The sequence below is a fragment of the Psychrobacter sp. CX14 genome, from assembly GCF_057396205.2.
In genome coordinates, this window is the sequence record NZ_CM183187.1 from 2,679,549 (window position 1) to 2,703,909 (window position 24,361).

The window sequence follows — 24,361 nt, forward strand, 5'->3', positions numbered from 1 at the left end:
ATCACCGTGTTGCTTGCCTATATCATTGCACTTATTGCTTATGTTCTCGTGAGTTGCCACTTGGTTTGGGCGTTGGTGCGTATTAAACCTATCGCAAAGAGTTTCACTTTGGGTATGCTTATCGTGGCGCTATTGGCTCATGCGGTGGTTTTATATCCTAATATCTCGACATTATACGGGCTTAATTTTAATCTGTTTAATGTGGCGAGCTTGACCAGCTTTTACTTTATTTTATTCTATGTGCTGTTCTGTTTTTATCGCCCTATCTTAAGTTTAGGTGTTATCGCAACACCCACGGCCATTATTGGTTTAAGTCTAGGCTATTTTGGCGTCGCACCTTACGACCCTATTACCAATATCAGCACAGGGCTTGAAGCACATATTATCCTGTCGATTGCTGCTTATTGTATGCTGTTAATGGCGGCCATACAGGCGATTATTCTACGCTTTCAGATTCGCGAACTAAAGCACAAAACCGTACACCGTGTTTGGGTTAATAAGCTGCCTTCGCTACAAAGCATGGAGTCGCTATTATTCGACATGATATTGGTCGGATTCTCCCTACTGACCGTGGCTTTAGCCATTGGTTTTGTCTATGTAGATGACTTAATGGCGCAGCACATTACCCACAAGACCGTGCTCAGTATCTTGTCATGGCTATTATTTGGCGGCCTATTAATTGGCCACTGGAAATTAGGTTGGCGTGGTCGCCGAGCCGCTAATATGGCCATTATAGCCTTTATCTTATTAGCCCTTGGCTTTATTGGCAGTAAATTTGTGCTTGAGATGATTCTTTAGCAAAATCGATGCTAATTTAATCCTTCTGCTGTTCAAATTGCTGCTTAACAAATAAACGATGCCAATACAGCAGCGGCATGATGCAAAGCACGCCAACACCGACACTCAATATAAAGTGCCCCGTATAGCCTAACTGCTCTGCCATAAATCCGCTTAACAGATGACTGCCGCCACTAAATACAGTTAATAAACACACCTGAGTGGTGAAATCACTACCCGCTTTATTATGGCGTGCATAATGCATCACCATGGTCAGCATAGCTACCAGCGCAAAGGCTGCCGCCATATGCTCGATGGCATTGGCGGCATATGCCCACCAAAATGGCGCCGTCTGTGTCAATCCTAACCAACTCGGATGCTCATAACCTATCGCTACGACTATATATAGACCTGTCGTCACCACCTGCAACACATTAAAGCCCACCAGCGCCGTATGATGCGCTATCCGCTTGAGTAGCCATGCTGCTACTGCTGCACCCAACAGCGAGGCAATAGAGCCAAGGACACTCGCCCACAGGCCAATGCTTTTGGTGGCAATACCCATATCGACCATCATCGGCTTGACCATGCCGCTAGAGATACCATCGACTATCTTGAAGGTTAATAACACAAACAGCCAAGCGCGCATGTGCTGATTTTGCCAAAAATAGCCGTACTGATCTTTTAGATAATCGGCAATAGCACGGCGTTTAGAGGGCTTATCCGATTCAAGCGAAACAGCTTTAGTTTCAAAAAATTTTGGCTCTACGGCAATCGGAATATGCTTATTTTCAGGATACTGCCAAATCGGTAAGGTATTTACGACAATTAGCGCCGCCATAGCAAAGAAACTATAGCGCCAAGACCAACTACCGAGCACCAATAAAAACACCCCACCGCCTAGTATCAGCCCTAATCGATAGCCGATGACCTGCATCGCATTGCCCATACCTTGATAGGGATTATTAACCGGCCCATCAGCGCTGACTAATTCTGATTTGTCTAAAGCAATACGCTGAGCGACTTCGACCACATCATCATTCTCACCCATGCTTTGTGGCGGCGATAATGTGCTTGCCTGCTTTATGTTAGATAATGAACGGGTTGCCAATCCATCCGCTGCTACATCATGGGTTGCACCGATTAAACTCAGTAAGAACAACAGTGTATAAATCATCCATAAGGTTTGTGGACTGCTTAATTGATGCGGATTAAATAACCCAAAACTGGCCACGATAGCCGCAGACAATAGCTGTAATGGCAATATCCAGCTAAGCGAGCGCCCCCAATAGCTTGAGAAGTGTTTATCAACGATAGGCGCCCACAAAAATTTTAATGCCCATGGCACAAGCAACAGCCCCGATAGCCCTATCATCTCAAGCGATACATCATATTCACGCAATATGGCAGGCAAGGCTTGCGTAATAAAGCCTGCAGGCAATCCTTGTGCAAAATACAGCGTCAATAAAACACCAAGCAGCGCATACGGCGTATCTGCTTTTGCTTCTGGCTTTACACCTACTTGGCTCGTGCTAGGCTTTGGGTCGTTGGTCATATGGTTATTAGCTCGTTTTCTACTGATTTATCCCTGCCATAAAACAGCCATATAAATCAATATTTTAGATTCAGCCGCATTTTATAAGATTAAGCAGCCCTTTGTTGCATAAATATCTCATCAGTACATAAATAATCTGCATTTTGCTTAAAACTTAGCGCAAAGTGTGCGATAATATCGGAACAATTAATTTGAAAAAAAACTGATTGTGTGGTATAAATACGCCCTTAAAATTTTTAGCAAGGTCACCCACTTTTCGTTGTGGCGATTATAGGGTGTGACCACCAACTTTCTGTTAACATTTTATTCAAGTTGCAGTCCTATGTGTCCATAGCCGCATTGTGATTCGTTATCTTGAGTAGGTAAGGCAAATATACTATTTCGGCATGTATTAGCATGCCATTATTTATGTCTTACAACTTTATTAGGAGTCCGTCATGTCTCGAGTATGTCAAGTGACAGGAAAGCGCCCTCAAGTGGGTAACAATGTTTCGCATGCGCATAACAAAACCCGCCGTCGCTTTTTACCAAATCTACATAACCACCGTTTTTGGGTAGAATCTGAAAATCGTTTTGTCCGTCTTCGTGTTTCTACTAAAGGTATGCGTATCATTGATAAGCACGGTATCGACAAAGTGCTTGCTGATTTACGTGCCCAAGGTCAAAAAGTATAGTCATCTAATCGGCTAATACGATAGCGGTTAACCCCGATTATCTGACTTATATAAATTAATAGGAAAACATCATGAGAGACAAGATTAAGTTAGTATCTACTGCTGGTACTGGTTATTTTTACACCACTACCAAAAACAAACGTACTATGCCTGGCAAAATGGAGATCAAAAAGTTTGATCCTAAAGTACGCCAGCACGTTATCTTTAAAGAAGCTAAAATCAAATAATATTTGATTCCATGCTGAAAAAAGAGGCCGATTATCATTGATAATCGGCCTCTTTTTTATAGCGGTTCAAAATATATTTGGTTAACGAGTTAATTAACCATTTAATTAACTAACAATTTAACTAGCAATTAATTTAATAGAAATAGATTAGCTGTAATGCTCAGGCTCTTCGTCATATACGTTGGCATGCCATTGACTAACTTGCTTTTGCATAACTGCTTGAATGGCAGCGTGTACCATCTGATGACCGATATACTGCATATCACCGCCAAGCATATCCTGAACTTTCTCTGAAAATGCAATCGTGATTAGCGGATCGTCTTCTTCTCCTGAATCACGCAGTACCATCTGACCTTTTTCATTTTCAATAAGCTCTAACACGGTTTCTTGAGCAAAGCCTTTAGATTTACGTGTACTACGATCGCCCGTCTCTGGGTCTATATCTATCTCTAGATTGTCTTTTTCATAATCAAATACCATGCCCTATTCACCTCATATAGCATATGTGTATCTATTAACAATGGACGCTTCTGAGACAAATTTCAAGGGCAAATTGTTGCAATGGGTTATTATCAGCCATTTAAGACGATTTTTGTGCGCCAAATTACTGATTAACGCCAATAGCGTAGCTTCGCAAGCGTAAACAACAACGCCACAAACATACCTAAATAATAGGCATTTTTTAGCTCAAAGGTTGGGTCACGATACTTAACAGGTAATGCCACCACTGCCGTCGCTATTGGGAAGATAAGCAGCATCAGCACCCACTGTTCAAGTACCGCAAGCCAATCTTGTAGACCGGTGCCATGACGCAGTCCAGATAACCCAAACAGCAAACAGCCAATAATTAAGGCTTTAATTAGTCCTTTGGGCAGACCTTTGGGATAAGGGTAGTAAAAAGAATCGCGATCAAAAATGGACAAGTTATTTCCTTGACAAGCTCGTTAAGTAAAAGTAATTAGCATATAGTGACACTATGAATAGTCATACATTTGATAATAAAGCACCGTCTAACTGTAGGTACCCATAAACCATAACATGGTGACACAAGAGATTAACCAACCTAATGTGAGCGCATTACGGCGCTGGATATGCATACCTTTGATCTTGTTCATAATCACAGCACCGAGCCAAAACCCTGCTGGAATCACCACCACAAAAAAGGGCACCAATACCATGGCATGTTGCAATACCTCTTTAAACGGGTCGCCTGCCAACACACGAAATACATAGCCGGCAAGACTTAAAATAACCGCAAATACCGCAAGGCCGATGGTCAGACCTTTGGGTACTAAGCTTGGCTCAGTTTTTAGAGTCTCGCTATGCTTATTCGTTTGAGTGTGCTTATTCATCGCATTATTATCAGTCATACATTCTCTTATGTGGCTAAACTTGACTTGAACCAACCAAGCTTAACTCTTGACGCATGGCATCAATGGCTTGTTTATAATCAGGCTGATTAAAAATGGCAGAGCCGGCAACGAACATATCAGCGCCCGCTTCGGCAATGGCTCTAATATTACTCGCTTTTACCCCGCCATCAACTTCCAAACGGATATCTCGCCCACTGGCATCGATACGCTGACGAACTTGTTTGACCTTATCGAGTGTCCCCTCAATAAATGACTGTCCGCCGAAGCCTGGGTTAACACTCATCAATAAGATTTGGTCCACTTTATCCATGACATAGTCGAGATGGTGCAGCGGCGTCGCAGGATTGAGCACTAACCCACACTCCGCGCCGCCATCTTTTATCATCTGTAAAGACCGGTCGACATGATGAGTCGCTTCTGGATGAAAGGTGATGATGCTTGCGCCTGCGTCCAAAAACTGCTCAATCATACTATCAACCGGTGTCACCATTAAATGCACATCGATTGGGGCATCAATGCCATAGTCACGCAGCGCCTTACAGATCATACTACCAAAGGTTAAGTTTGGGACATAATGATTGTCCATGACATCAAAATGAATAACATCAGCGCCGGCTTTTAATACGGTTTCGACCTCTTCACCAAGACGGGCAAAGTCAGCTGATAATATAGAAGGGGCAATAAGGTAGTCGCGTGCAGGTGCTTGCTGGGGGGTGCTCATACAGTCTCTCGTTAGAAGAATGAAGTTAAATATATTCCGTCACGTCAATCTGTCAGTCATGTCCCTATGGCGTTGCTTTCTCAATCAGTGCCTAAAGCCTATGCCATTATAAACCAGCGATAGCCAACAGTGTAATCAATAATCGGCTATCGTGATTTATAAGGCGAAACCGCTCAGACTAAGTCGGCTTAACTATGATTGAGCGCAGCGTTATAATGATATTCGATGTGGTCATCAATCACGGTTTGCACAAAATAATAACTGTGATCATAGTTGCCGTGATAGCGTAACGTCAACTGTTGCCCTACTTTTTGACACGCCTTTTGTAACACTTCTGGACGTAGATAGCCGTCTCGATAATACTCATCATCAGCCCCTTGATCTACCAAAATGTTGGGATACTGTTTACCAGCCTTTTCAACGGCGGTGGCCGCATCATATTGCGACCATGCGCCCTTGCCCTGATTTGAGTCTTTACCAAAGTACTCTGTAAAGGCAGGCTTACCCCAGTCAGACTCACTATTCGCACTGATAGGAGCAATGGCTGATACACTGATAAACTTACTGGGGTACTGAAATCCAAACATAATAGAGCCATGACCACCCATCGAGTGACCTGCAATACCAATACTACTGATCGGAAACTTAAGTCGGATTAGATCATAAAACTCTTCAATGATATAGGTATGCATTTTAAAGTTCTCAGCCCAAGGCGACTGCGTGGCGTCGACATAATAACTTGCCCCTTGGCCAACAAAATAACGCTCGTCATCAGGGATATCGTCGCCTTTAGGAGAGGTATCTGGAACAATAAATATCATACCAAGCTCACTACACTTCTTCTGATAATGGGCTTTTTGCGTTGCATTATCTGGGCTAGTGGTCAACCCTGATAAAAATAAAATCGCAGGACAGGTCTTACGAGCTAACGCTTCATCGGGTAAATAAATACTAAACCGCATCTCAGATTTAGTAGTTTCAGAATAATGAGTGTAATAGTGTTGTTCACCATTAAAACAGCGGTTATTACTGGTCAATGTTAGCTTGGTCATTATCTAATCCTTTCATATAAGTTAATTTTAGAGTCTTATAAATAGTAGCATTTCATTAAGGCAGTTCTAAATAACTGTGACAGATGTTCTTTTGAGTTATTGCTATTCAATATTAATGAATTAATTTTAGTAGTAATTTTAGTATGAATGTTGGGAATAATAAGCAGGTTATACCCTGTACCTGTCGTTCATATTGATTCTAACATAGCACTCTATTTTTAAAAGTAAGCCAACGTAAATGACCCAATCTCCAGAACCCTTTCCAAATTAGTGCATCTAAATTGGTGCAAACAAGCCCTTTAATAGCTCACTACTCATGTTTAGATAGTTAGTAGTTCTATGTTAGCGTTAAACGCACTCTTTTGGTGCATCACCTCTGTATAAATAATAACTGCCATTGGTAATCAGTACTGTATACAGCTCTAAGTTTCAAGTTAGTTTCAAGTTAGCTCCAAGACATTGTCCACTATTAGCTTGGTATATAAATTGCAACGATAGGCTTAGGTTAAGCAACCGTTTAAGCTACTTTTTTAAGCGATTTTGTCATCTAAGCAACTCACCATCCAAGCAACAAGGTGTCCAATATGAACCATAAAAAAACACTCCCCCTCGTCGATGATAGTCCTGTGAACACATCACAGCCGTCTAGTTCTGCTGTGAACGAGACTTTAGAGGACTATACTCTACGTTATGCGCCCCATAGCTTCCGAAAGTGGACACCGGGCGTGGTGGCTATTACAGCACTTGGTGGTATCGCTTATTTAGCAGACTTCTCTATTGGTGCCAGCATAGGCTTAGCCTATGGGACAACCAATGCTATATTTGCCATCATACTTGCTGCCATCGTTATCTTTTTGACAGGTATCCCAGTCTCTTATTATGCCGCCCGCTACAATATCGACTTAGATTTAATCTCTCGTGGCGCTGGATTTGGTTATTACGGTACGGTGATTACCAGTATTATTTTTGCCAGCTTTACCTTTATTTTCTTTGCCTTAGAAGGCGCTATCATGGCGCAAGGTCTGAAAATGGGACTGGGCGTGCCTTTATGGCTTGGTTATCTGATCTCCAGTGTTATGGTCATTCCACTGGTCATATTTGGAATGAAGGCGCTTAGCACCCTGCAAGTATGGACGACCCCGCTGTGGCTATTTTTAATGGTCGGACCTGTGGCCTACTTAATATTCCAGAACCCAAGTATGGTAAACGATTGGACTGCATTTGCTGGCAATGGTAATTATGAAGGGTTCGATATGTCTGCAGTCATGCTTGGGGCTGGGGTATGTCTGGCTCTGATTATGCAAATCGGTGAACAAATTGATTATCTGCGTTTCATGCCTGCCAAGACGAAAGAAAATAAGGTATCGTGGTGGATTGCCATGATGTCAGCAGGACCAGGTTGGGTGGTATTAGGCGCTATTAAACAAATCACTGGTGCGTTTCTGGCTTTCTACTTGATGGCAAATATGTTACCAGAAAACGCCATTACTGAGCCCGTTCAACAGTTTACTTCTGTGTTCCAAAATATTATTCCGGGCAGTTTTGCCATTGCATTAGCAGTTATACTGGTTGTCATTTCACAAATTAAAATCAATGTCACCAATGCGTATTCTGGTTCATTATCATGGACGAGTGCCTATGCTCGAGTCACCAAACACTATCCTGGACGCATTATTTTCGTCATTTTTAATGTCTCCATCGCTTTATTATTGATGGAAATGGATATGTTCTCAGCGTTGGGTAAAATTTTAGGCTTTTACTCAAACTTCGCCATTGCTTGGATTGTGGTAGTATCCACTGATATCGCGATAAATAAATATGTGTTGGGACTGTCACCTAAAGAGCCGGAATTCCGCCGTGGCATGCTATATGATTTCAACCCTGTTGGTTTAGTGTCTTTTGGTGTCGCAGCAGGCCTTTCAATATTAGCGTTCTTTGGTTTGCTAGGTGAGTTCCTTGCACCCTACTCGCCAATCATTGCCTTGATTGTCGGCTTTGTCCTTACGCCAATTATGGCTATTATTACCCAAGGTAAATACTACCTTAAAGAGAATCATGACGGTATCGAAGAGTCTCGCTTTGATATGGACGGTACGCCAGTCGCTACTTTATATAGCTGCGTAGAATGTGATGAGGAATATGAACGCCCTGATGTTTTATACTCATTAAAGCACAATGGCATCATTTGCTCACTTTGCAAAACACTTGAAAAGTCCAGTTAATTTAATACTATGCCTACTGTGCTATTAATATGAGACCTGTTTTGAAACTCTAGTTATCACGTAGGCGATAACCCATTTGGTACTGAATCAATTAGGTATCAGTCCTACATATTTTCAAAAATTTTCATTAAGTTTTGAAAATATGTCTATTAAATATAAGGCAAAACAGTAAGATGGCGTTAACAAATTTAAAAAATTAAATAAATATCATCCACTAAACTTTATTTTATAATACTCACCTTCGTTACTTTCTTTATTCAGGAATTGAATTTTGACTTGGCTATCCACTTTACAGTTGACGTTTGACTATCGTGTCAACACTCAAAAAACCCGTCTATGTCATTGTCTACATGAAGGGGCGTTAATGGTACAACGGCCTTTATACCCTGAACCTGAAGACCAATCTAGCTTAATCACATCCTCTTCTACCAACGCCTCTTATTCTCCTAACTCTCTTAATTGTCCTAGCCCGCTTAACTCTCTTACATCGCCCAAATCGCCAAAATCATCACAATCACTGACATCACAATCTGGTATCTGCCATATTTATGTTTTATATCCACCCGCTGGTATTGCCGATGGGGATAAATTAAGCTTAAATTTTGACTTGAAATCAAACAGTCATGCTGTTATTACCACACCTGGCGCCGGTAAATGGTATGGGCAACGTGAATCTTTACGACGCTCTAATGGGCGAGAACGAGAAACCAACAAGCCATCCATAGACGCTATAAAAGATCAACAATCAAGCAAGCCTAACGTCAATATCCAGCCCCATTCTTTAACTCCCTCCCAGACACACTCCCAGCATCAAACCCATTCCCAGTTACAGCCCCCCGTACAAGCCGAACAAAATATCTGTGTGGCATTGGCAGATAATGCTATTCTTGAGTGGCTACCACAAGAAAGCATTTATTTTGACCATTCTGTCTCAAAAGCCAATAACCATTTTGACTTGGCAGCTACGGCCAGTTTATTAACTTGGGATATTGCGGTATTCGGTCGTCAAGCGTATAACGAGACCTTTACACATGGTCAATACAATACGCGATTGCAGATTTGGAGAGACGATCAGCTGTTGGTCAGCGAACATACTCAACAGCAAGCAAATTCGCGCTGGTTTCAATCACCTCTTGGACTGAACAAACAGCATGTTCACGGCTCATTTTGGGCAGTACCCAGTCAAGATGTTATCGATGAAGACGCTCAAAGTAACCCTTTAAAGCTAGGGCAGTATTTGGACAACACTATTGACGAGGTGCGTGAGCTGATAGATCGGTACAACCTACCCATTGTCAGCACGCATAACTACCACGCCATAAACTGTCGTTATATCGGTACCGATGTGCGTGCCTGCTTCGAGGCTTTTTACCAAGTCCGTGAGTTACTTAGAAAAAAATGGTATCAACTTGAGCCCCATCGACCGAGAATTTGGGACACCTAGAGACTCAGATATCTTTTACAAATTGTCCTAAGATCTGAGTGGGTGTCCTACTAACATCACCCATTTATTATTTAAAACAAGTAGGACTTACGCATAATTAAGAGTTTAAGCGACTGGGTATTATTTATCTGCACTGTCTAAAAGGTAAAACCAGACGTTTAATAAATAACCCCCATTCGCCTGTGCACAGTTAGATACCGTTATTTGCATAAGCCCTAATACTAAAAAAAGGAAAAGTCATGCAGCTAAATCCTACCGAAAAAGACAAATTAATGCTATTTACCGCCGGAATGGTCGCCGAACGCCGTAAAAACCGAGGCGTTAAACTTAATTACCCAGAAGCTGTTGCCTATATCAGTATGCTACTTATGGAAGGCGCACGCGATGGCAAGACTGTCGCTCAACTCATGAGTGAAGGCACCACTTACCTCTCTGTTGACGATGTTATGGAAGGCGTTGCGGACATGATACAGGATGTTCAGATCGAAGCGACGTTTCCTGATGGCACCAAATTGGTGACCGTGCATAATCCTATCGTGTAGCTGATGAGACTCACAATAGCGAAGACATAATACAAGATGGTTTTAATAAATTAACAACTAAGGATTATTATGAAAGCGGGCGAATATAAAATAAAAGCAGGAGAAATGGCCTTAAATGCAGGCCGTAGCGTGCAAACCATAGAAGTCGTTAATACGGGTGACCGCCCTATTCAAATCGGTTCTCACTATCACTTTTATGAAGTAAACGATGCTTTGAGCTTTGATAGAGAAGCGACCAAAGGCTATCGTCTCAACATCTTATCGGGTACAGCAGTCAGGTTTGAACCAGGACAAGCGCGCGAAGTCGAGTTGGTCGCCCTAGCCGGAAAACAAGAAGTATACGGCTTTGCTGGCCGTGTTATGGGCTCAGCCGATATTAAACAAACGACCACCACCTCACAAAAGCGAATTGACAGACGCATACACGCAGAGCACTTTGGACCAACGACTGGCGATAAAGTAAGATTGGCAGACACCGACCTTTGGCTTGAAGTGGAATACGACCTGACCAGCCAGATCGATCATCATACGGATGCTAATGATACGCATAGTTTACACTCCAATGCTAACTTGATCGCCATTAGTGGTAGTGATTCAAACTCATCACGATCTCCTTTAGCAGACCAATACACTGAAGCTCATGTGAGTATCGGTGAAGAGGTCAAATTTGGCGGTGGTAAAGTCATTCGTGATGGTATGGGGCAGTCTCAATTAATGGCTGTTGACGTCGCTGAGACCATTATTACCAATGCCCTTATCGTAGACTATACCGGTATTTATAAAGCGGACGTAGCGCTTAAAGATGGACGTATCAGCGGCATCGGTAAAGCCGGTAATCCAGACATTCAGCCTGATGTGACCCTGCCCATTGGCGCATCAACTGAGATTATCGCTGGGGAAGGTAAAATACTTACCGCCGGTGGTATTGACAGTCACATACATTTCATTGCACCTCAGCAATGCGAAACAGCGCTGATGTCGGGTGTGACGACCATGCTTGGCGGGGGAACAGGACCCGCTCAAGGTACGCTTGCCACCACTTGTACACCCGGTGCTTACCATATTCAAAGTATGCTTAAATCAACTGATTCTATACCGATGAATATAGGGCTACTGGGCAAAGGTAATGTGAGCTTGCCTAACCCCGTTGTCGAACAAATTGAAGCGGGTGCCATAGGTCTAAAACTACATGAAGATTGGGGCACAACACCTCAAGCCATCGATAACTGCTTAAGTGTTGCTGATAACTACGATGTGCAAGTGGCCATTCATACTGATACCTTAAATGAAAGTGGCTATTTGGAAAGTACACTTGGCGCCTTCAAAGACCGCTGCATCCATACCTTCCATACCGAAGGAGCAGGTGGTGGACATGCCCCTGATATCCTGAAAGCCATTGGGCAACCGCATGTTCTGCCCTCTTCGACCAATCCAACGCGTCCTTTTACCGTCAATACCATTGATGAGCATTTGGACATGTTAATGGTCTGTCACCATTTAAGCCCAGCAATTGCAGAAGACGTGGCCTTTGCTGAAAGTCGAATCCGCAAAGAGACCATCGCTGCCGAAGATATCTTACACGATACGGGTTCAATCTCTATGATGAGTAGTGACTCTCAAGCCATGGGGCGTGTGGGTGAAGTCATTATTCGTACTTGGCAGACTGCCAATAAAATGAAAGCTCAACGCGGTCATCTGGCACCAGATGCCTCTGCGCAAACCGAACAAGATGCAGGTCATATCAACCTATCGCAAACTGACTTTAGTGAGGATAATGATAATTTCCGCATCAAACGCTATATCGCTAAATACACCATCAATCCTGCTATCACGCATGGCATTGCCGATATGGTCGGGTCGGTTGAAGTGGGAAAATGGGCAGATTTGATTCTCTGGTCTCCTGCGTTTTTTGGTGTTAAACCAGATTGCATTATTAAAGGCGGTTTAATAGCGGCAGCGCCAATGGGCGATATCAATGCTTCTATTCCAACGCCGCAGCCGGTTCATTACCGTAGTATGTTTGGCAGCTTCCCTAAAACGGTGGCTCAGACCTGCATTACCTTTATGTCTCAATCTGCAATTGATAAGGGCGTTGCTACCGAGCTTGAGCTTAGTAAAGTCATTAAACCGGTTCACAATATTCGTCAAGTGCGCAAAAGTGATATGAAGCTCAATAGCCACTGCCCAATTATGGAAATTAACCCTGAAACTTATGAAGTGCATGCCGATGGTGAGCTATTGACTTGTGAGCCTGTCGATCAATTGCCTATGGCACAGCGTTATTTCTTATTTTAATGACATGTTATTATTTTAATACCTTAATTTAATGACCTTAATAAATTCAAAAAGACAATAAGCCTTATGAAAATTTATTCTCAACGCCTTAATGATAATGACTTAACGCCTGAACAATGGTCTTTAATTGAAGAGCAGAAACAGGATAAACATTATCTATGTTTAGACTTTGACAGCCGTCAGCGTAGCCGTTTTAAAGCAGAGACTGAACGTCAAGAATCTGTAGGTATTGACCTACCTCGTACTGAAACCTTAAAAGATGGCTGCATACTATCTACCGCTGATGGAGAGCTTATTCAAATAAAAGCGGCCAACCAAACGTTGGTCTGCGTCACCGCTAACGATGGATTTAACCTAATGAAAGGCGCTTATCATTTAGGCAATCGCCATGTCCCTCTTATGATAACGCCGACTGCCCTCTACTTTGAACCTGACCATGTTCTCGAGTCCATGCTGCAAAACTTGGGTTTAGAGACAGAGCAAGTACAAGCTCCATTTGAGCCTGAAACGGGGGCTTATAAGAGTGGTCACTCTCATGGCAGTCACTCTCATAGCGGTCACTCTCACGGCAGTCATTCACATGATGCCCATAGTCATTCGCATAGTGAAAGCCACTCCCATGATTGACCCTGAAATTGACCAAAATATCGTTAACAACAACCATAGCACAAATGATGTCACCGGTCGGCTACTGATGCTGGCATCGAGTAACTTGCCTATTGGTAGCTATACCTATTCGCAAGGAATTGAGCCTGCCATAGAGGCTGGGTTTATCGAAGATGAAGACAGTACGTTATCGTTTATGACGGACTATCTAGAGCTGGCTTTATTAGGTTATGAGCTTCCGTTATTGGCGTTAATGGTGACTGCCCTAACCGATGAAGATGAAGACTTGGCCAATGCCTTAGCCGCGGACTATCATGCCAGCCGTGAGAGTAAAGAGTTTGTGTATGAGTCGAGCCAGTTGGCGCTTTCATTATCATCGTGGCTGGATGAAGTGTTGGATTTAAACGTTCCTAATCAGCTGGTGATCAATGGATTTTTGCCGTTGTTTGCGAACATCAGTGCACATTGGCAAATAAATCCAGAACAGGCGATGACCACTTACGCCTTTGGACAAATTGAAAATATGGTATTGGCTGCGGTAAAAACGGTACCCCTTGGACAAATGGCAGGACAACGTATTATTTGGCAATTACAACAGCAGTTGAGCCAATATTGTCCTAACATTGCCGCCGAAGTGCGTCACGTTTACCACCAATATATAGATGATTCAAAGCAATCAAATGATCAGAATATCTTTTATCAATGTTATAACACTGAAGGCTCGGACACTAAAGGCTCGAAAACCGATCTTGCACAGCGGTCACTAGGCATTTTTTATCAACAGCTAAATATGTCGGCGAATTTACCGAATTTAGCCATTTTGTCTTGTCAGCACGAACGACAATATAGCCGTTTATTTCGCTCGTAATCTTAAAATATGTGAAGCTGTCTACTATGACAGCTCTTAAAATTTTGTTTATAAATATAGTCAAAGAAGTCTAAAATGGTTACAAGGCAACCGTGTGCTAGTACTACAGGAGTAGGCTTAACGAGGTTAACGCTATAACCGTTTAGTAGTTCGCTGACTATACAAATGAAGAATAAGGATAATAATTATGGCGCTTACGCCCAAAACTCAAAATACTGATAACACTGCCACTTTATCTCCCCTACGTCTTGGCATTGGCGGTCCTGTTGGTTCAGGCAAGACTGCATTAACGTTAAGACTATGCCAACGCTTACGTGATGATATCAATATGGCGGTGGTTACCAATGATATTTATACCAAAGAAGATTCAGAGTTCTTAACGCGCAATAATGCCATGCCAGCAGAACGTATTCGCGGCGTAGAAACCGGTGGCTGTCCTCATACAGCCATTCGTGAAGATGCCTCGATAAATCTGTCTGCCATTGCAGAATTACAAAACCAATTCTCTGGCCTTGAGTTAATTATCATCGAATCTGGAGGCGATAATCTAGCGGCAACTTTCAGTCCTGAATTATCAGATTTGACCTTATATGTGATAGACGTCTCAGCAGGCGATAAGATACCGCGCAAAGGTGGCCCAGGTATTATGAAATCTGATTTACTGATTATTAATAAGACAGATCTAGCGCCTCTAGTGGGTGCATCTCTTGAGGTGATGGCACGTGATGCCAAAAAAATGCGAGGCGATAAACCTGTGGTATTTAGCAATATGAAAACCGGCGAAGGTCTAGATGAGATCGTGGCTTTTATCAAAGACAAAGGCATGATAGGCACAGCATAAGGTGCTATAGCTATATAAGTAAACAATGATATTAATTTTAGTGTCAATATTTAATAGTAAGAAAATCGAATTACTTCATTAATTAAGGAATTTATGATGATAACAAAAAACGCTAACTTAATTAAACTTTCCAATAAAACGACTAAATCCGCAACCTTAAGTGTATTAACGCTACTGTCATTACTACCGACGCTCGCTTTTGCACACCCAGGGCACGGTTCATTCGTATCAGATGGCTCATTTTTCTCATCGTTATTGGCAGGCTTAATTCACCCATTAACCGGCATTGACCATCTGATGTTAGCGTTAGGAATGGGGTTGCTATTTACCCAAATGCAGAGCTTTAAAAAAGGGTTTGCCTCCTTAACTATTGGCCTAATTGCAGGCTTTGCGCTGAGTTTAAGCATGAGTTTAAACAGCACACTTGTTGAAGGCGGTATCGTGCTATCTATCGTATTATTGACGATAGCCCTTATGAGCCGCTACTTTAATCCTGCGCTTAGCGGACACAGCAACGCTTCCTTCAAGACTGTATATAATGCGGCTATTGTTGGTTTTGGTGCGTTAGCCATGTTTCATGGGGCAGCACATGCGCTTGAAGCCCCTACTAACGGTGGAACTACGGGTTTCTTTGTCGGTATGATCGCCGCCATGTTAGCGCTTTATTCCTTTGGAAACGTCATTGCAAACTATCTGAGTACTCATGTGCAAAATAGCTTAATCGTCCAGCGTGTCATGGCTGTTGTGGGTTTGTGCGCCGTTTTATTTAGTTAATATTTTACGGATGCTCGCTTAAAAATCAGGACATGTTTAATAAACATGTCCTGATTTTATGCTTTAGGACTGCTTTATATCCCAATGTATGACACCTATCGTATTGACTTTATAACTTGTGCATCACTGTCAAAATTAAAAAAACGGCATTTGTCTCGTTTAAATGTGTGGTTATTTATCCTAATTTTAGACTTCTTTGACTATAGCTTTATCTCATAACTTTATTTAACAGCTTTATCTCATAGTGATGCAGAAGTTAAATGGCGATAACCGGTAAGACTTACTTCGGATATAAAGTGATTCTATTTTTATTAGGAGAATCGTTGTATGTTAGGTTTAACCTTACTTTATGTGGGTGCCGTTTTATTGATTAACGGACTCTGGCTGCTTGGAAAAATTCAAGATAAAGAAATCCCTGTCATTAATTTCCTAGTGGGAATACTTAGCTTTCTGATCGCTACTAATTTAGTGTTCAATAATGCCCATGATCTGCATTTAATCAGTACTGGCGCGTTTACTTTCTTGTTCGCTTTTACCTATATATGGACGGGTATTAATCAATTTTTAAATACAAATTCAAAAGGATTAGGCTGGTTTTGTCTGTTTGTCAGTCTTACAGCATTATCAGTGGCATTAAATGCTACATTTAAAATATCCTTAAACTTTAGTGGATGGAGCATCTTCAACTGGTACGCTTGGGCGATTCTATGGTTCTTAGACTTCATTATGCTCAGTTTATCTAAGAATATCGAAAAGCAAGTGGGCATGTTTGCCGTATTTTGTGCTATTACTACAGGATGGATACCGGGGCTATTAATTCTACAAGAGTTGGCTGTCATTTATTAGACTCAGCTTAATAGAGGGACAAGTGAGCCCGACAGAGCCTAACAAGGATTGCTTATTTGACAAAAAAGCTATCACATAAAAAAGAGACCCATTTGGGTCTCCTTTTGATTGATAGCTATTGCTAGTGTGGTCTATTGCAACAACCTCTGCAAAACCTAGCCAATTTTGTCATCCATAACCACGTCACCCACAATATCTGGACCTTCATGACCTAACCAAGCATAAATACCACCGCCAATCGCAGCACCAATTATCGGAGCTACCCAAAACATCCATAACTGTGATAATGCACCGCCGCCAACAAATAGAGCAACTGCTGTTGAACGGGCAGGATTCACTGACGTATTGGTAATAGGAATACTAATTAAGTGAATTAAGGTTAAGCCAAGACCAATGGCGATAGGTGCAAAGCCAATCGGTGCACGATGATGGGTTGAACCCATAATAATGATGAGGAATACCGCTGTTAATACAACCTCAGCGATAAGTGCAGACATCATGCTATAGCCGCCTGGTGAGAACTCACCAAAACCGTTGGTAGCAAATGCACCTGCACTACTGGCATCAATAGCAAAGCCTGATTGACCCGTTGCGATTAGATAAATAATAAACGCACCCAATGCCCCGCCTAATACTTGAGCAATGATATAACCTGGTAATTGAGCGGCTGGGAAACGTTTACCAACCATCAGACCAATACTAACTGCTGGGTTAAAGTGACCACCAGAAATATGGCCAAACGCATAGGCACCTGTTAAAACCGTCAGACCGAAGGCCAATGCCACACCCACAAATCCTATACCGAGTGGGTTGCCATCACCCCCAAAGTTTGCCGCAAATACGGCGCTACCACAGCCGCCAAGTACTAACCACATTGTGCCTAAAAACTCGGCCGCTAATTTTTTTGAAGTTGTCATATTACTTTCCCTAGAATAAGACGCCATACGTCTTTTATGATTTATATTAGACACTGTCCGTTGCCTTGTTTATGTTTTCAGACACTCTATTATCTGACACAATGTTATCTAGCTTACCGTTATCAGATTACTGTCATCTGAATTACGAGCTATCAGAAAACTGCCGAGACGAATATGAAGGACAGTTAAATAAGTCCCTTTAAATAACAACTGTCTAACAACTTGATTTAGTTAACCCTTATTTAAAGAGAGTTAATTTATTTTAAAATGACTTATTGTACATGGCTTTGTACTTTTAAGGTACTTCTTTTAGCCCATAAAATTATCAATAGCTAAAAATGACTTTAATAAAGTCACTTTCCCATGAAGCTAGAAACAAAAAGGTTATAAACATAAAAATAGAAAGAGAGGAAAAATACTATGACAGAAATTAATCATAAATTACACATCGATATGGTCTCAGATGTGATGTGCCCTTGGTGCCTAATTGGCTATTTACAACTACAAAAGGCCCTTAAACAGACCAATACCACCTATGAGATACAGTGGCATCCGTTTGAGTTAAATCCAAATATGCCAAGCGAGGGACAAAATTTACGAGAGCACTTGATGGAGAAATACGGTATTACTGTTGAGCAGTCACAGCAAAACCGAGCTCATATCACCCAAACCGCTAAAAACTTGGGTTTTGATATGAACTTTAGTGATGATATGCGGATGTATAATACATTTGCCGCACATCAATTATTGCACTGGGCCGCAAAGAAAGGTCGGCAACATGAATTAAAAATGGCATTGTTTACTGCTCATTTTACCCAACATCGTGATGTATCTGATCATGCTATATTAGCTAAGATTGCAAAGTCTATTGGTCTTGATAAGGATGAGGCTTTAACAGTGCTTGCAGACCAGCGTTATGCAAATGAGGTGCGTGATGAGGAGGCATATTTTACCGAGCAAGGCATACAGGGCGTCCCTGCGATTATCTTTAATCATCGTCATTTGGTAACAGGTGCTCAAGGGGTGGATAACTTTGTTGGGGTAATTGAGGAATTAAAACAGTAAATAGTTAAAACAGGAGCTACTAAACCATTAAAAAAAGCAAAATATGAGCTTTAATATCGAAGCCCTTTAGACGGGGATAAATATGTCAGTTTAAAGGCATATTTCTTACAAAACTATGGTCGCGCCTCGTCTCTCAGCTAAGAACGAGGCGCGGCAAAATGTTTTTAATTACTGATAGACACCCTGTATTGCCGGTAACTATTAAGAATAGGTAAGTAAGAATAGCTAAGTAATAATAAAAGCAAGTTGCTCTATTTATCTTCCATAAACTATTAATCTTCCAAGAACTCAACAAAAGCGTTAACAAATTTTTGTAAATACTTTTGGGTACGTTCACTGCTAACCTTGTTATTTTCATCTAAGGCATCACCAGCATGACTCAGATATATTTCTGGCGCTAATAAAACTTGTGCTGCAAAAGGTAGCATGGTTTTGCGTAAATCAAAGCCGCAACTTCTACCACCATACGTCCCAGGTGAAGCAGTGACAAAGGCTACTTTAATATTGTTAAGTACAGAGCCCTCTTTTGGACGCGATAATATATCAATCGCATTTTTTAATCCGCCTGGGATAGTGCGATTGTACTCTGGCGAGACAATCAATAATCCATCGGCATCCCCCACTTGGTTGCGAATACGGGTATAACTTTCTGGCGGTGTATCCGTATCAATGTCTTCATTATACAAGGGTAAGTCATCAATTTGACATTCGGTCACAGTAACCTGCTCAGGCATTTGCGATACTATGTATTCAGCAAAGGCTCGGTTTATTGACTCTTTACGTAAGCTACCTATTATTAAAGCAATATTCAAAGGTTTCACGTCTTCCATCATAACTCCTTAATTTATTTTTTAATTGTTAGTGTTTGAATTAATGCGGTTTAAACCACACGGCCTAATTCAACCACGAGGTCTAAAACAAAATTTATATTTAGTTATATTACCAAGAATTAATTATTTGAAATGATACAAAGCGTTGTTGTGATGTTCTTTGGTTTGAATACGTTTGGGGAAAGGATGCAGAAAAAACGTATCCAACCTAAAGCTGGCTAATAAAATGTAATGCTATAAATGTAAAAAAGTCCAAAAATTTACCTCTATATTTGAGATATAAGTAAAATATACTATTGATAACATATATAGCCCGTGTAGGGTGTGGTTAGATTTTTAAGACTCATAAAGGAGCAAAAAGAACGTAACCCACCTTTTTAATTTATGGTAAAAATAACACTCATTCTATAATCGCTCCTCGGCAACATCCACCATTGATTCATAACTTTCTTCAGAATTGGTATTATTCATTGCATAAAAAAAGGACTCAACTATGAGTCCTTTTCTTTTAATATAGATTAGTATGTTCGGGGCGCACCCTACCCTTGTTTAAAACAAGAGTCTATTTCAACAATAACTCATTGACACGTTTTAGATAAGCCGCTGGATCATCAAGTTGACCGCCGTCTGCAAGCAAGGCTTGGTCGAAAATAACTTGCGCAAGGTCATCAAACTGCTCACTAGATTCAAGTTTTTGAATCAAAGGATGGCTTGGATTGACCTCTAAAATGGGCTGAGTTTCTGGCACTTCTTGACCCATTTGCTTAAGCATTTGGATCATCTGAGGTGACAGCTCGCCTTCAGGCGTTACCAAGACAGCAGGGCTATCCACTAGACGATTGGACACCCGAACATCTTTAGCACGGCCGCCTAGCGTTGTTTTTAATTTATCGACGACAGGCTTTAAGCTTTCTTCTGCTTTTTTGGCCTCTTCTTTTTCTTCCTCGTCTTGTAGGTCACCTAAGTCAACCGCCCCCTTGGCGATATTCTGTAATGGCGTACCATCAAACTGAGTCAGGAAGTTCATCGCCCACTCATCGACACGGCTAGTCATTAGGATAACTTCGATACCTTTTTTCTTAAATAGCTCTAGCTGAGGGCTATTTTTAGCAGCCGCTAAATTGTCAGCGGTGAGGTAATAAATCGCTTTTTGACCCTCAATCATGCGCTCTTTATAGTCAGCAAAGCTGGTCTCAAGACCCTCACGAGTACTGGTGGTATAACGCAGCAACTTAGCGATGCGCTCTTGGTTACTCATGTCTTCGCCAAGACCCTCCTTGATGACATCACCAAACTCAGCGTAAAATTGCTTGAATTTTTCTTGCTTGTCGGCATCTTCACTATTAGCAAGACTGCCAAGAAGCGTCAACACACGACGCGCGTTACCATCACGGATAGACTTCACATCACGTGATTCTTGCAGAATCTCACGGCTGACGTTTAATGGTAGGTCTTGCGAATCAATCACACCCTTCACAAAGCGTAAGTACATGGGCAATAACTGCTCAGCATCGTCCATGATAAACACACGTTTTACATACAGCTTAAGACCGTGCTGTTGCTCGCGAGCATATAAATCAAAGGGTGCCTTTTTAGGTATATATAACAGCTGTGTATACTGCACACGGCCTTCGACTCGGTTGTGCGTCCAAGCTAGAGGCTCTTCAAAGTCATAAGTGATGTTTTTATAAAAATCGACGTACTCTTCATCGTCAATTTCTGAGCTTGAACGGGTCCATAGAGCGCTGGCCTTGTTAATGGTTTCCCACTCATCGGTCAATACCATTTCACCGCCACTGCTCACTGGCGCGCCAAACTCGTCAACTTTGTCGTTATCGTCTTCGGCCTCTTCTACCACATCTTCTTGCCAGACTTCTTTGCGCATTTGAATAGGCAGGCTAATATGATCAGAGTATTTATTGACTAAGCGTTTGATTTTATTGCGATCAAGGTAGTTGTCTTCGCCTTCGGTAAATTCTTCTTTGAGATGAAGCGTGATTGAGGTGCCACGGGTGTCTTTTGTGATGGTTTCGGTAGTAAATTTACCCGTACCATCTGATACCCAGCGCACGCCTTGGTCAGCTGGCGTGCCCGCTTTACGAGACTCTACGGTGATGGTATCAGCAACGATAAATCCTGAATAGAAACCAACACCAAACTGACCAATCAACTGACCATCTTGTTTTTGCGATTCTGATAGCTGCTCCAAGAATGCTTTGGTACCAGACTTAGCGATAGTACCTAAGTTCTCGATGGTGTCTGCTTCAGTCATGCCGATACCATTATCAATAAAGGTAATGGTTTTCGCCTCTTCATCAATATCAATACGGACTTTTAACTCGCCATCATCTTCATATAGGCTGTCATCACTGGTCGCCTCAAAACGCAATTTGTCACAAGCATCCGATGCGTTTGAGACCAGCTCACGCACAAAAATATCTGAATTTGAATACAGTGAGTGAGTCACTAAGTGCAATAGCTGGGCGACTTCCGCCTCAAAAACGTGCTGGGTGGCGCTTTGATTTTCGCTCATAATATCCTCGTAAATAGACCATCATTATTTTTATGCTGACACATATACACTGACACCAATGCTTAAATCTAGCTAAATCAGTGTATATAGTCGCTCTTGGGTTACCTTACTAATAGGGGCAGTGGGTATTTTTTTCAAGCAAATTCAGGTTAATACTTGCTCTATTTTTATGATTTAAACGTCATATCTACGAATAAACTGGCCATAAAAAAGCCGGCTATTATCTGACCGGCTTTTTATGCGTTAACAACTATGCGCACAACAGACGTTAATCAAACGATGTTAAGGCCTAGCGCCCAACTTGCTTAACTGGGATGCGCAGCTCTTTTGGCAAGCTGAAGGTAACATTCTCTTCAATCCCCTTAAGCTCATCTGGCAAATCACCGCCCCAGTCTTGCAGCTTATTCAATACTTCTTGAATTAAAATCTCTGGTGCTGAGGCGCCCGCAGTAACTCCTACTGCCTTAACCCCCTCAAACCATTCTATTTGCATCTCACCTGCGTTATCTATCAAATAAGCTTTACAATTCATACGCTCGGCAAGCTCTCGTAGTCGGTTTGAGTTTGATGAGTTGGGTGAGCCGACAACCAACACCACTTCACAGCGATTGGCCAAGTCTTTTACCGCATCTTGACGGTTTTGGGTCGCATAGCAAATATCGTCTTTGCGAGGACCCTGAATATTAGGAAACTTTTTGCGTAGGGCATCAATTACCACAGCAGTATCATCCATTGAGAGCGTGGTCTGCGTCACAAAAGCCAAACGATTTGGATCTTTTACTTCTAACTTTTCGACATCTGACTCATTTTCTACCAAATGAATTTCACCGCCATACTGGGCGCTAAAGCGTCCCATCGTTCCTTCTACTTCAGGGTGACCTTGGTGCCCAATCAAAATAGCGTCCATTTTTTCACGAGCAAATTTAGACACTTCAATATGCACCTTTGTGACTAAAGGACAGGTGGCATCAAATACTGTGAGATCTCGGCGGTCAGCTTCATCTTGGACCGCTTTTGAAACACCATGTGCTGAGAAAATAACAATAGAACCATCCGGCACCTCATCCAGCTCTTCGACAAAGACTGCTCCGCGATTGGCCAAATCAGAGACCACAAATTTGTTATGTACAACTTCATGGCGCACATAAATTGGCGGCTCAAAACGTGCTAATGCTTCATTGACAATAGCAATGGCACGATCGACACCAGCACAAAACCCTCGTGGATTGGCAAGATAAATTTGCATAACAGACCTTCACAATAGATAATCGAGTAAATAAAATGTGAAAAACGCAGCTAAGCCCATCGGCTTGTTCAGTGCATTAGACAAACTATTTTATGACTACTTTAACATATCCGTTAAAATAGAACGCATCTCAACGTTGATTTATTCGCAATAAACATCAATTTTTCATATTCCTTTTTATACCAACTCCCTTGTATTCACTATAGAGATTCATTTTTATGAAAGGCTCCCTTTTTATTATTACTGCCGCTTCAGGTACTGGCAAAACCTCTCTTGTTAAACAGCTTATCGCTACCACTAATGATTTGGCAGTTAGTGTCTCGCATACTACGCGCGAGCCACGCCCGGGCGAAGTCGATGGTCACCACTATCACTTTACCGACAGAGCTACGTTTATTGAAGGTATTCAGTCCGGTGAGTTTTTAGAACACGCACAAGTGTTTGATAATTACTACGGTACCTCAAAACAAAGTGTTGATCAGCAACTTAATTCAGGCATCGATGTGATTCTAGAGATTGATTGGCAAGGCGCACTACAGGTCAAAGACTTGTACGATGATGTGACCATGATTTTTATCTTACCGCCCAGTAAAGCCACGTTACGTCAGCGTTTATCCTCTCGTGGTCAGGATTCTGAAGAAGTGATTGAAAAGCGTTTGGCCGGTGCCGTGACCGAGATGCAGCAATACACTCATTTTGATTATGTGGTGATTAATGATCAATTTGAAGCCGCGTTAACTGAGCTTAAATCAATTATTGTTGCCAAGCGTCAGACACTAGCGCGCCAGCAAGCCCGTTATAGCGAGACCATTGCCGACTTAATGAAGGACTAATAGTAAACGGGTTGAATGCTCTATTAATCTTACTTCACTTGGTCAATTTAGTTATCCATTTAATGGCAAAATTTGCTATACTAAATGATTGACTATCATATTTTATATCTATCACTTAGT

General features: G+C 41.9%; 24 protein-coding genes. 14 read left to right on the plus strand and 10 right to left on the minus strand.

Annotated elements, in window-relative coordinates; genetic code table 11:
- Positions 1–6: 6 nt before the first annotated feature.
- Entirely contained in the window at positions 7–798 is a 792-nt protein-coding gene (locus tag AC2SLO_RS10385) for a cytochrome C assembly family protein (protein WP_486543460.1), read from the plus strand.
- 16 nt (positions 799–814) lie between these two features.
- On the opposite strand, the gene AC2SLO_RS10390 is transcribed toward AC2SLO_RS10385, so the two are convergent.
- Positions 815–2,332 carry an MFS transporter gene (locus AC2SLO_RS10390; RefSeq protein ID WP_486543461.1) on the minus strand — a complete coding sequence of 506 codons (1,518 nt, stop codon included), beginning with the start codon at positions 2,330–2,332 and terminating at the stop codon, positions 815–817.
- Positions 2,333–2,769: 437 nt separating this feature from the next.
- Here AC2SLO_RS10390 and rpmB point away from each other — a divergent pair, with 437 nt between their 5' ends.
- Both rpmB and rpmG read left to right on the plus strand, forming a co-directional pair.
- Positions 2,770–3,006: a 50S ribosomal protein L28 gene (gene rpmB / locus AC2SLO_RS10395; protein ID WP_486543462.1), complete on the plus strand. Its 237-nt coding sequence runs from the start codon at positions 2,770–2,772 to the stop codon at positions 3,004–3,006.
- A gap of 71 nt (positions 3,007–3,077) precedes the next feature.
- Positions 3,078–3,233, plus strand: coding sequence for a 50S ribosomal protein L33 (gene rpmG / locus AC2SLO_RS10400; RefSeq protein WP_007394061.1), 156 nt, complete (start codon positions 3,078–3,080; stop codon positions 3,231–3,233).
- Between the two features lie 147 nt (positions 3,234–3,380).
- On the opposite strand, the gene AC2SLO_RS10405 is transcribed toward rpmG, so the two are convergent.
- From AC2SLO_RS10405 to fghA, 5 genes are all read right to left on the minus strand, one after another.
- On the minus strand, positions 3,381–3,713 hold the full coding sequence (locus AC2SLO_RS10405) for a hypothetical protein (RefSeq protein ID WP_486543463.1): 333 nt from the start codon (positions 3,711–3,713) through the stop codon (positions 3,381–3,383).
- Between the two features lie 131 nt (positions 3,714–3,844).
- Positions 3,845–4,156 (minus strand): hypothetical protein, encoded by a 312-nt coding sequence (locus AC2SLO_RS10410; RefSeq protein WP_486543464.1) that lies wholly within the window; start codon positions 4,154–4,156, stop codon positions 3,845–3,847.
- A gap of 87 nt (positions 4,157–4,243) precedes the next feature.
- Positions 4,244–4,603: a hypothetical protein gene (locus AC2SLO_RS10415; protein ID WP_486543465.1), complete on the minus strand. Its 360-nt coding sequence runs from the start codon at positions 4,601–4,603 to the stop codon at positions 4,244–4,246.
- A 16-nt stretch (positions 4,604–4,619) separates the two neighbouring features.
- Positions 4,620–5,327, minus strand: a complete 708-nt coding sequence (gene rpe / locus AC2SLO_RS10420) for a ribulose-phosphate 3-epimerase (protein ID WP_486543466.1) — start codon at positions 5,325–5,327, stop codon at positions 4,620–4,622.
- A 188-nt stretch (positions 5,328–5,515) separates the two neighbouring features.
- On the minus strand, positions 5,516–6,379 hold the full coding sequence (gene fghA, locus AC2SLO_RS10425; protein ID WP_486543467.1) for an S-formylglutathione hydrolase: 864 nt from the start codon (positions 6,377–6,379) through the stop codon (positions 5,516–5,518).
- Between the two features lie 584 nt (positions 6,380–6,963).
- Here fghA and AC2SLO_RS10430 point away from each other — a divergent pair.
- The 9 genes from AC2SLO_RS10430 to AC2SLO_RS10470 all read left to right on the plus strand — a co-directional run bounded on the left by AC2SLO_RS10430 (position 6,964) and on the right by AC2SLO_RS10470 (position 16,817).
- Positions 6,964–8,601 carry a purine-cytosine permease family protein gene (locus AC2SLO_RS10430; protein ID WP_486543468.1) on the plus strand — a complete coding sequence of 546 codons (1,638 nt, stop codon included), beginning with the start codon at positions 6,964–6,966 and terminating at the stop codon, positions 8,599–8,601.
- A gap of 271 nt (positions 8,602–8,872) precedes the next feature.
- Positions 8,873–10,045 (plus strand): urease accessory protein UreD, encoded by a 1,173-nt coding sequence (locus AC2SLO_RS10435; protein WP_486543469.1) that lies wholly within the window; start codon positions 8,873–8,875, stop codon positions 10,043–10,045.
- Positions 10,046–10,284: 239 nt separating this feature from the next.
- Positions 10,285–10,587, plus strand: coding sequence for an urease subunit gamma (ureA, locus tag AC2SLO_RS10440; RefSeq protein ID WP_486543470.1), 303 nt, complete (start codon positions 10,285–10,287; stop codon positions 10,585–10,587).
- A gap of 69 nt (positions 10,588–10,656) precedes the next feature.
- Positions 10,657–12,882 carry an urease subunit alpha gene (ureC, locus tag AC2SLO_RS10445; protein WP_486543471.1) on the plus strand — a complete coding sequence of 742 codons (2,226 nt, stop codon included), beginning with the start codon at positions 10,657–10,659 and terminating at the stop codon, positions 12,880–12,882.
- Positions 12,883–12,948: 66 nt separating this feature from the next.
- Positions 12,949–13,509, plus strand: coding sequence for an urease accessory protein UreE (gene ureE / locus AC2SLO_RS10450; RefSeq protein WP_486543472.1), 561 nt, complete (start codon positions 12,949–12,951; stop codon positions 13,507–13,509).
- Complete coding sequence (locus tag AC2SLO_RS10455; protein WP_486543473.1) at positions 13,502–14,356, plus strand: urease accessory protein UreF; 855 nt, start codon at positions 13,502–13,504, stop codon at positions 14,354–14,356. The genes ureE and AC2SLO_RS10455 overlap by 8 nt, the downstream gene beginning before the upstream one ends.
- Positions 14,357–14,543: 187 nt before the next feature.
- A complete protein-coding gene (gene ureG / locus AC2SLO_RS10460; protein ID WP_486543474.1) occupies positions 14,544–15,197 on the plus strand; it encodes an urease accessory protein UreG in 654 nt (217 codons plus the stop codon).
- Positions 15,198–15,290: 93 nt separating this feature from the next.
- On the plus strand, positions 15,291–15,971 hold the full coding sequence (locus AC2SLO_RS10465; RefSeq protein ID WP_486543475.1) for a HupE/UreJ family protein: 681 nt from the start codon (positions 15,291–15,293) through the stop codon (positions 15,969–15,971).
- Positions 15,972–16,298: 327 nt separating this feature from the next.
- The gene (locus AC2SLO_RS10470) at positions 16,299–16,817 is read left to right on the plus strand and encodes an AmiS/UreI family transporter (RefSeq protein WP_486543476.1); all 519 of its coding nucleotides are present in this window, start codon (positions 16,299–16,301) and stop codon (positions 16,815–16,817) included.
- Positions 16,818–16,972: 155 nt separating this feature from the next.
- Here AC2SLO_RS10470 and aqpZ read toward each other — a convergent pair whose 3' ends face one another.
- Positions 16,973–17,734 (minus strand): aquaporin Z, encoded by a 762-nt coding sequence (gene aqpZ, locus AC2SLO_RS10475; protein ID WP_486543477.1) that lies wholly within the window; start codon positions 17,732–17,734, stop codon positions 16,973–16,975.
- Between the two features lie 420 nt (positions 17,735–18,154).
- Between aqpZ and AC2SLO_RS10480 the strand changes: the two genes are divergently transcribed.
- The gene (locus AC2SLO_RS10480) at positions 18,155–18,799 is read left to right on the plus strand and encodes a DsbA family oxidoreductase (protein ID WP_486543478.1); all 645 of its coding nucleotides are present in this window, start codon (positions 18,155–18,157) and stop codon (positions 18,797–18,799) included.
- A 272-nt stretch (positions 18,800–19,071) separates the two neighbouring features.
- On the opposite strand, the gene AC2SLO_RS10485 is transcribed toward AC2SLO_RS10480, so the two are convergent.
- The 3 genes from AC2SLO_RS10485 to ispH form a co-directional block, all read right to left on the minus strand.
- On the minus strand, positions 19,072–19,629 hold the full coding sequence (locus AC2SLO_RS10485; RefSeq protein WP_486543479.1) for an NADPH-dependent FMN reductase: 558 nt from the start codon (positions 19,627–19,629) through the stop codon (positions 19,072–19,074).
- A 562-nt stretch (positions 19,630–20,191) separates the two neighbouring features.
- Positions 20,192–22,162, minus strand: coding sequence for a molecular chaperone HtpG (gene htpG / locus AC2SLO_RS10490; protein ID WP_486543480.1), 1,971 nt, complete (start codon positions 22,160–22,162; stop codon positions 20,192–20,194).
- A 289-nt stretch (positions 22,163–22,451) separates the two neighbouring features.
- Positions 22,452–23,408 (minus strand): 4-hydroxy-3-methylbut-2-enyl diphosphate reductase, encoded by a 957-nt coding sequence (ispH, locus tag AC2SLO_RS10495; protein ID WP_486543481.1) that lies wholly within the window; start codon positions 23,406–23,408, stop codon positions 22,452–22,454.
- Positions 23,409–23,626: 218 nt separating this feature from the next.
- Between ispH and gmk the strand changes: the two genes are divergently transcribed.
- Positions 23,627–24,241, plus strand: a complete 615-nt coding sequence (gene gmk / locus AC2SLO_RS10500; protein WP_486543482.1) for a guanylate kinase — start codon at positions 23,627–23,629, stop codon at positions 24,239–24,241.
- Positions 24,242–24,361: the final 120 nt, after the last annotated feature.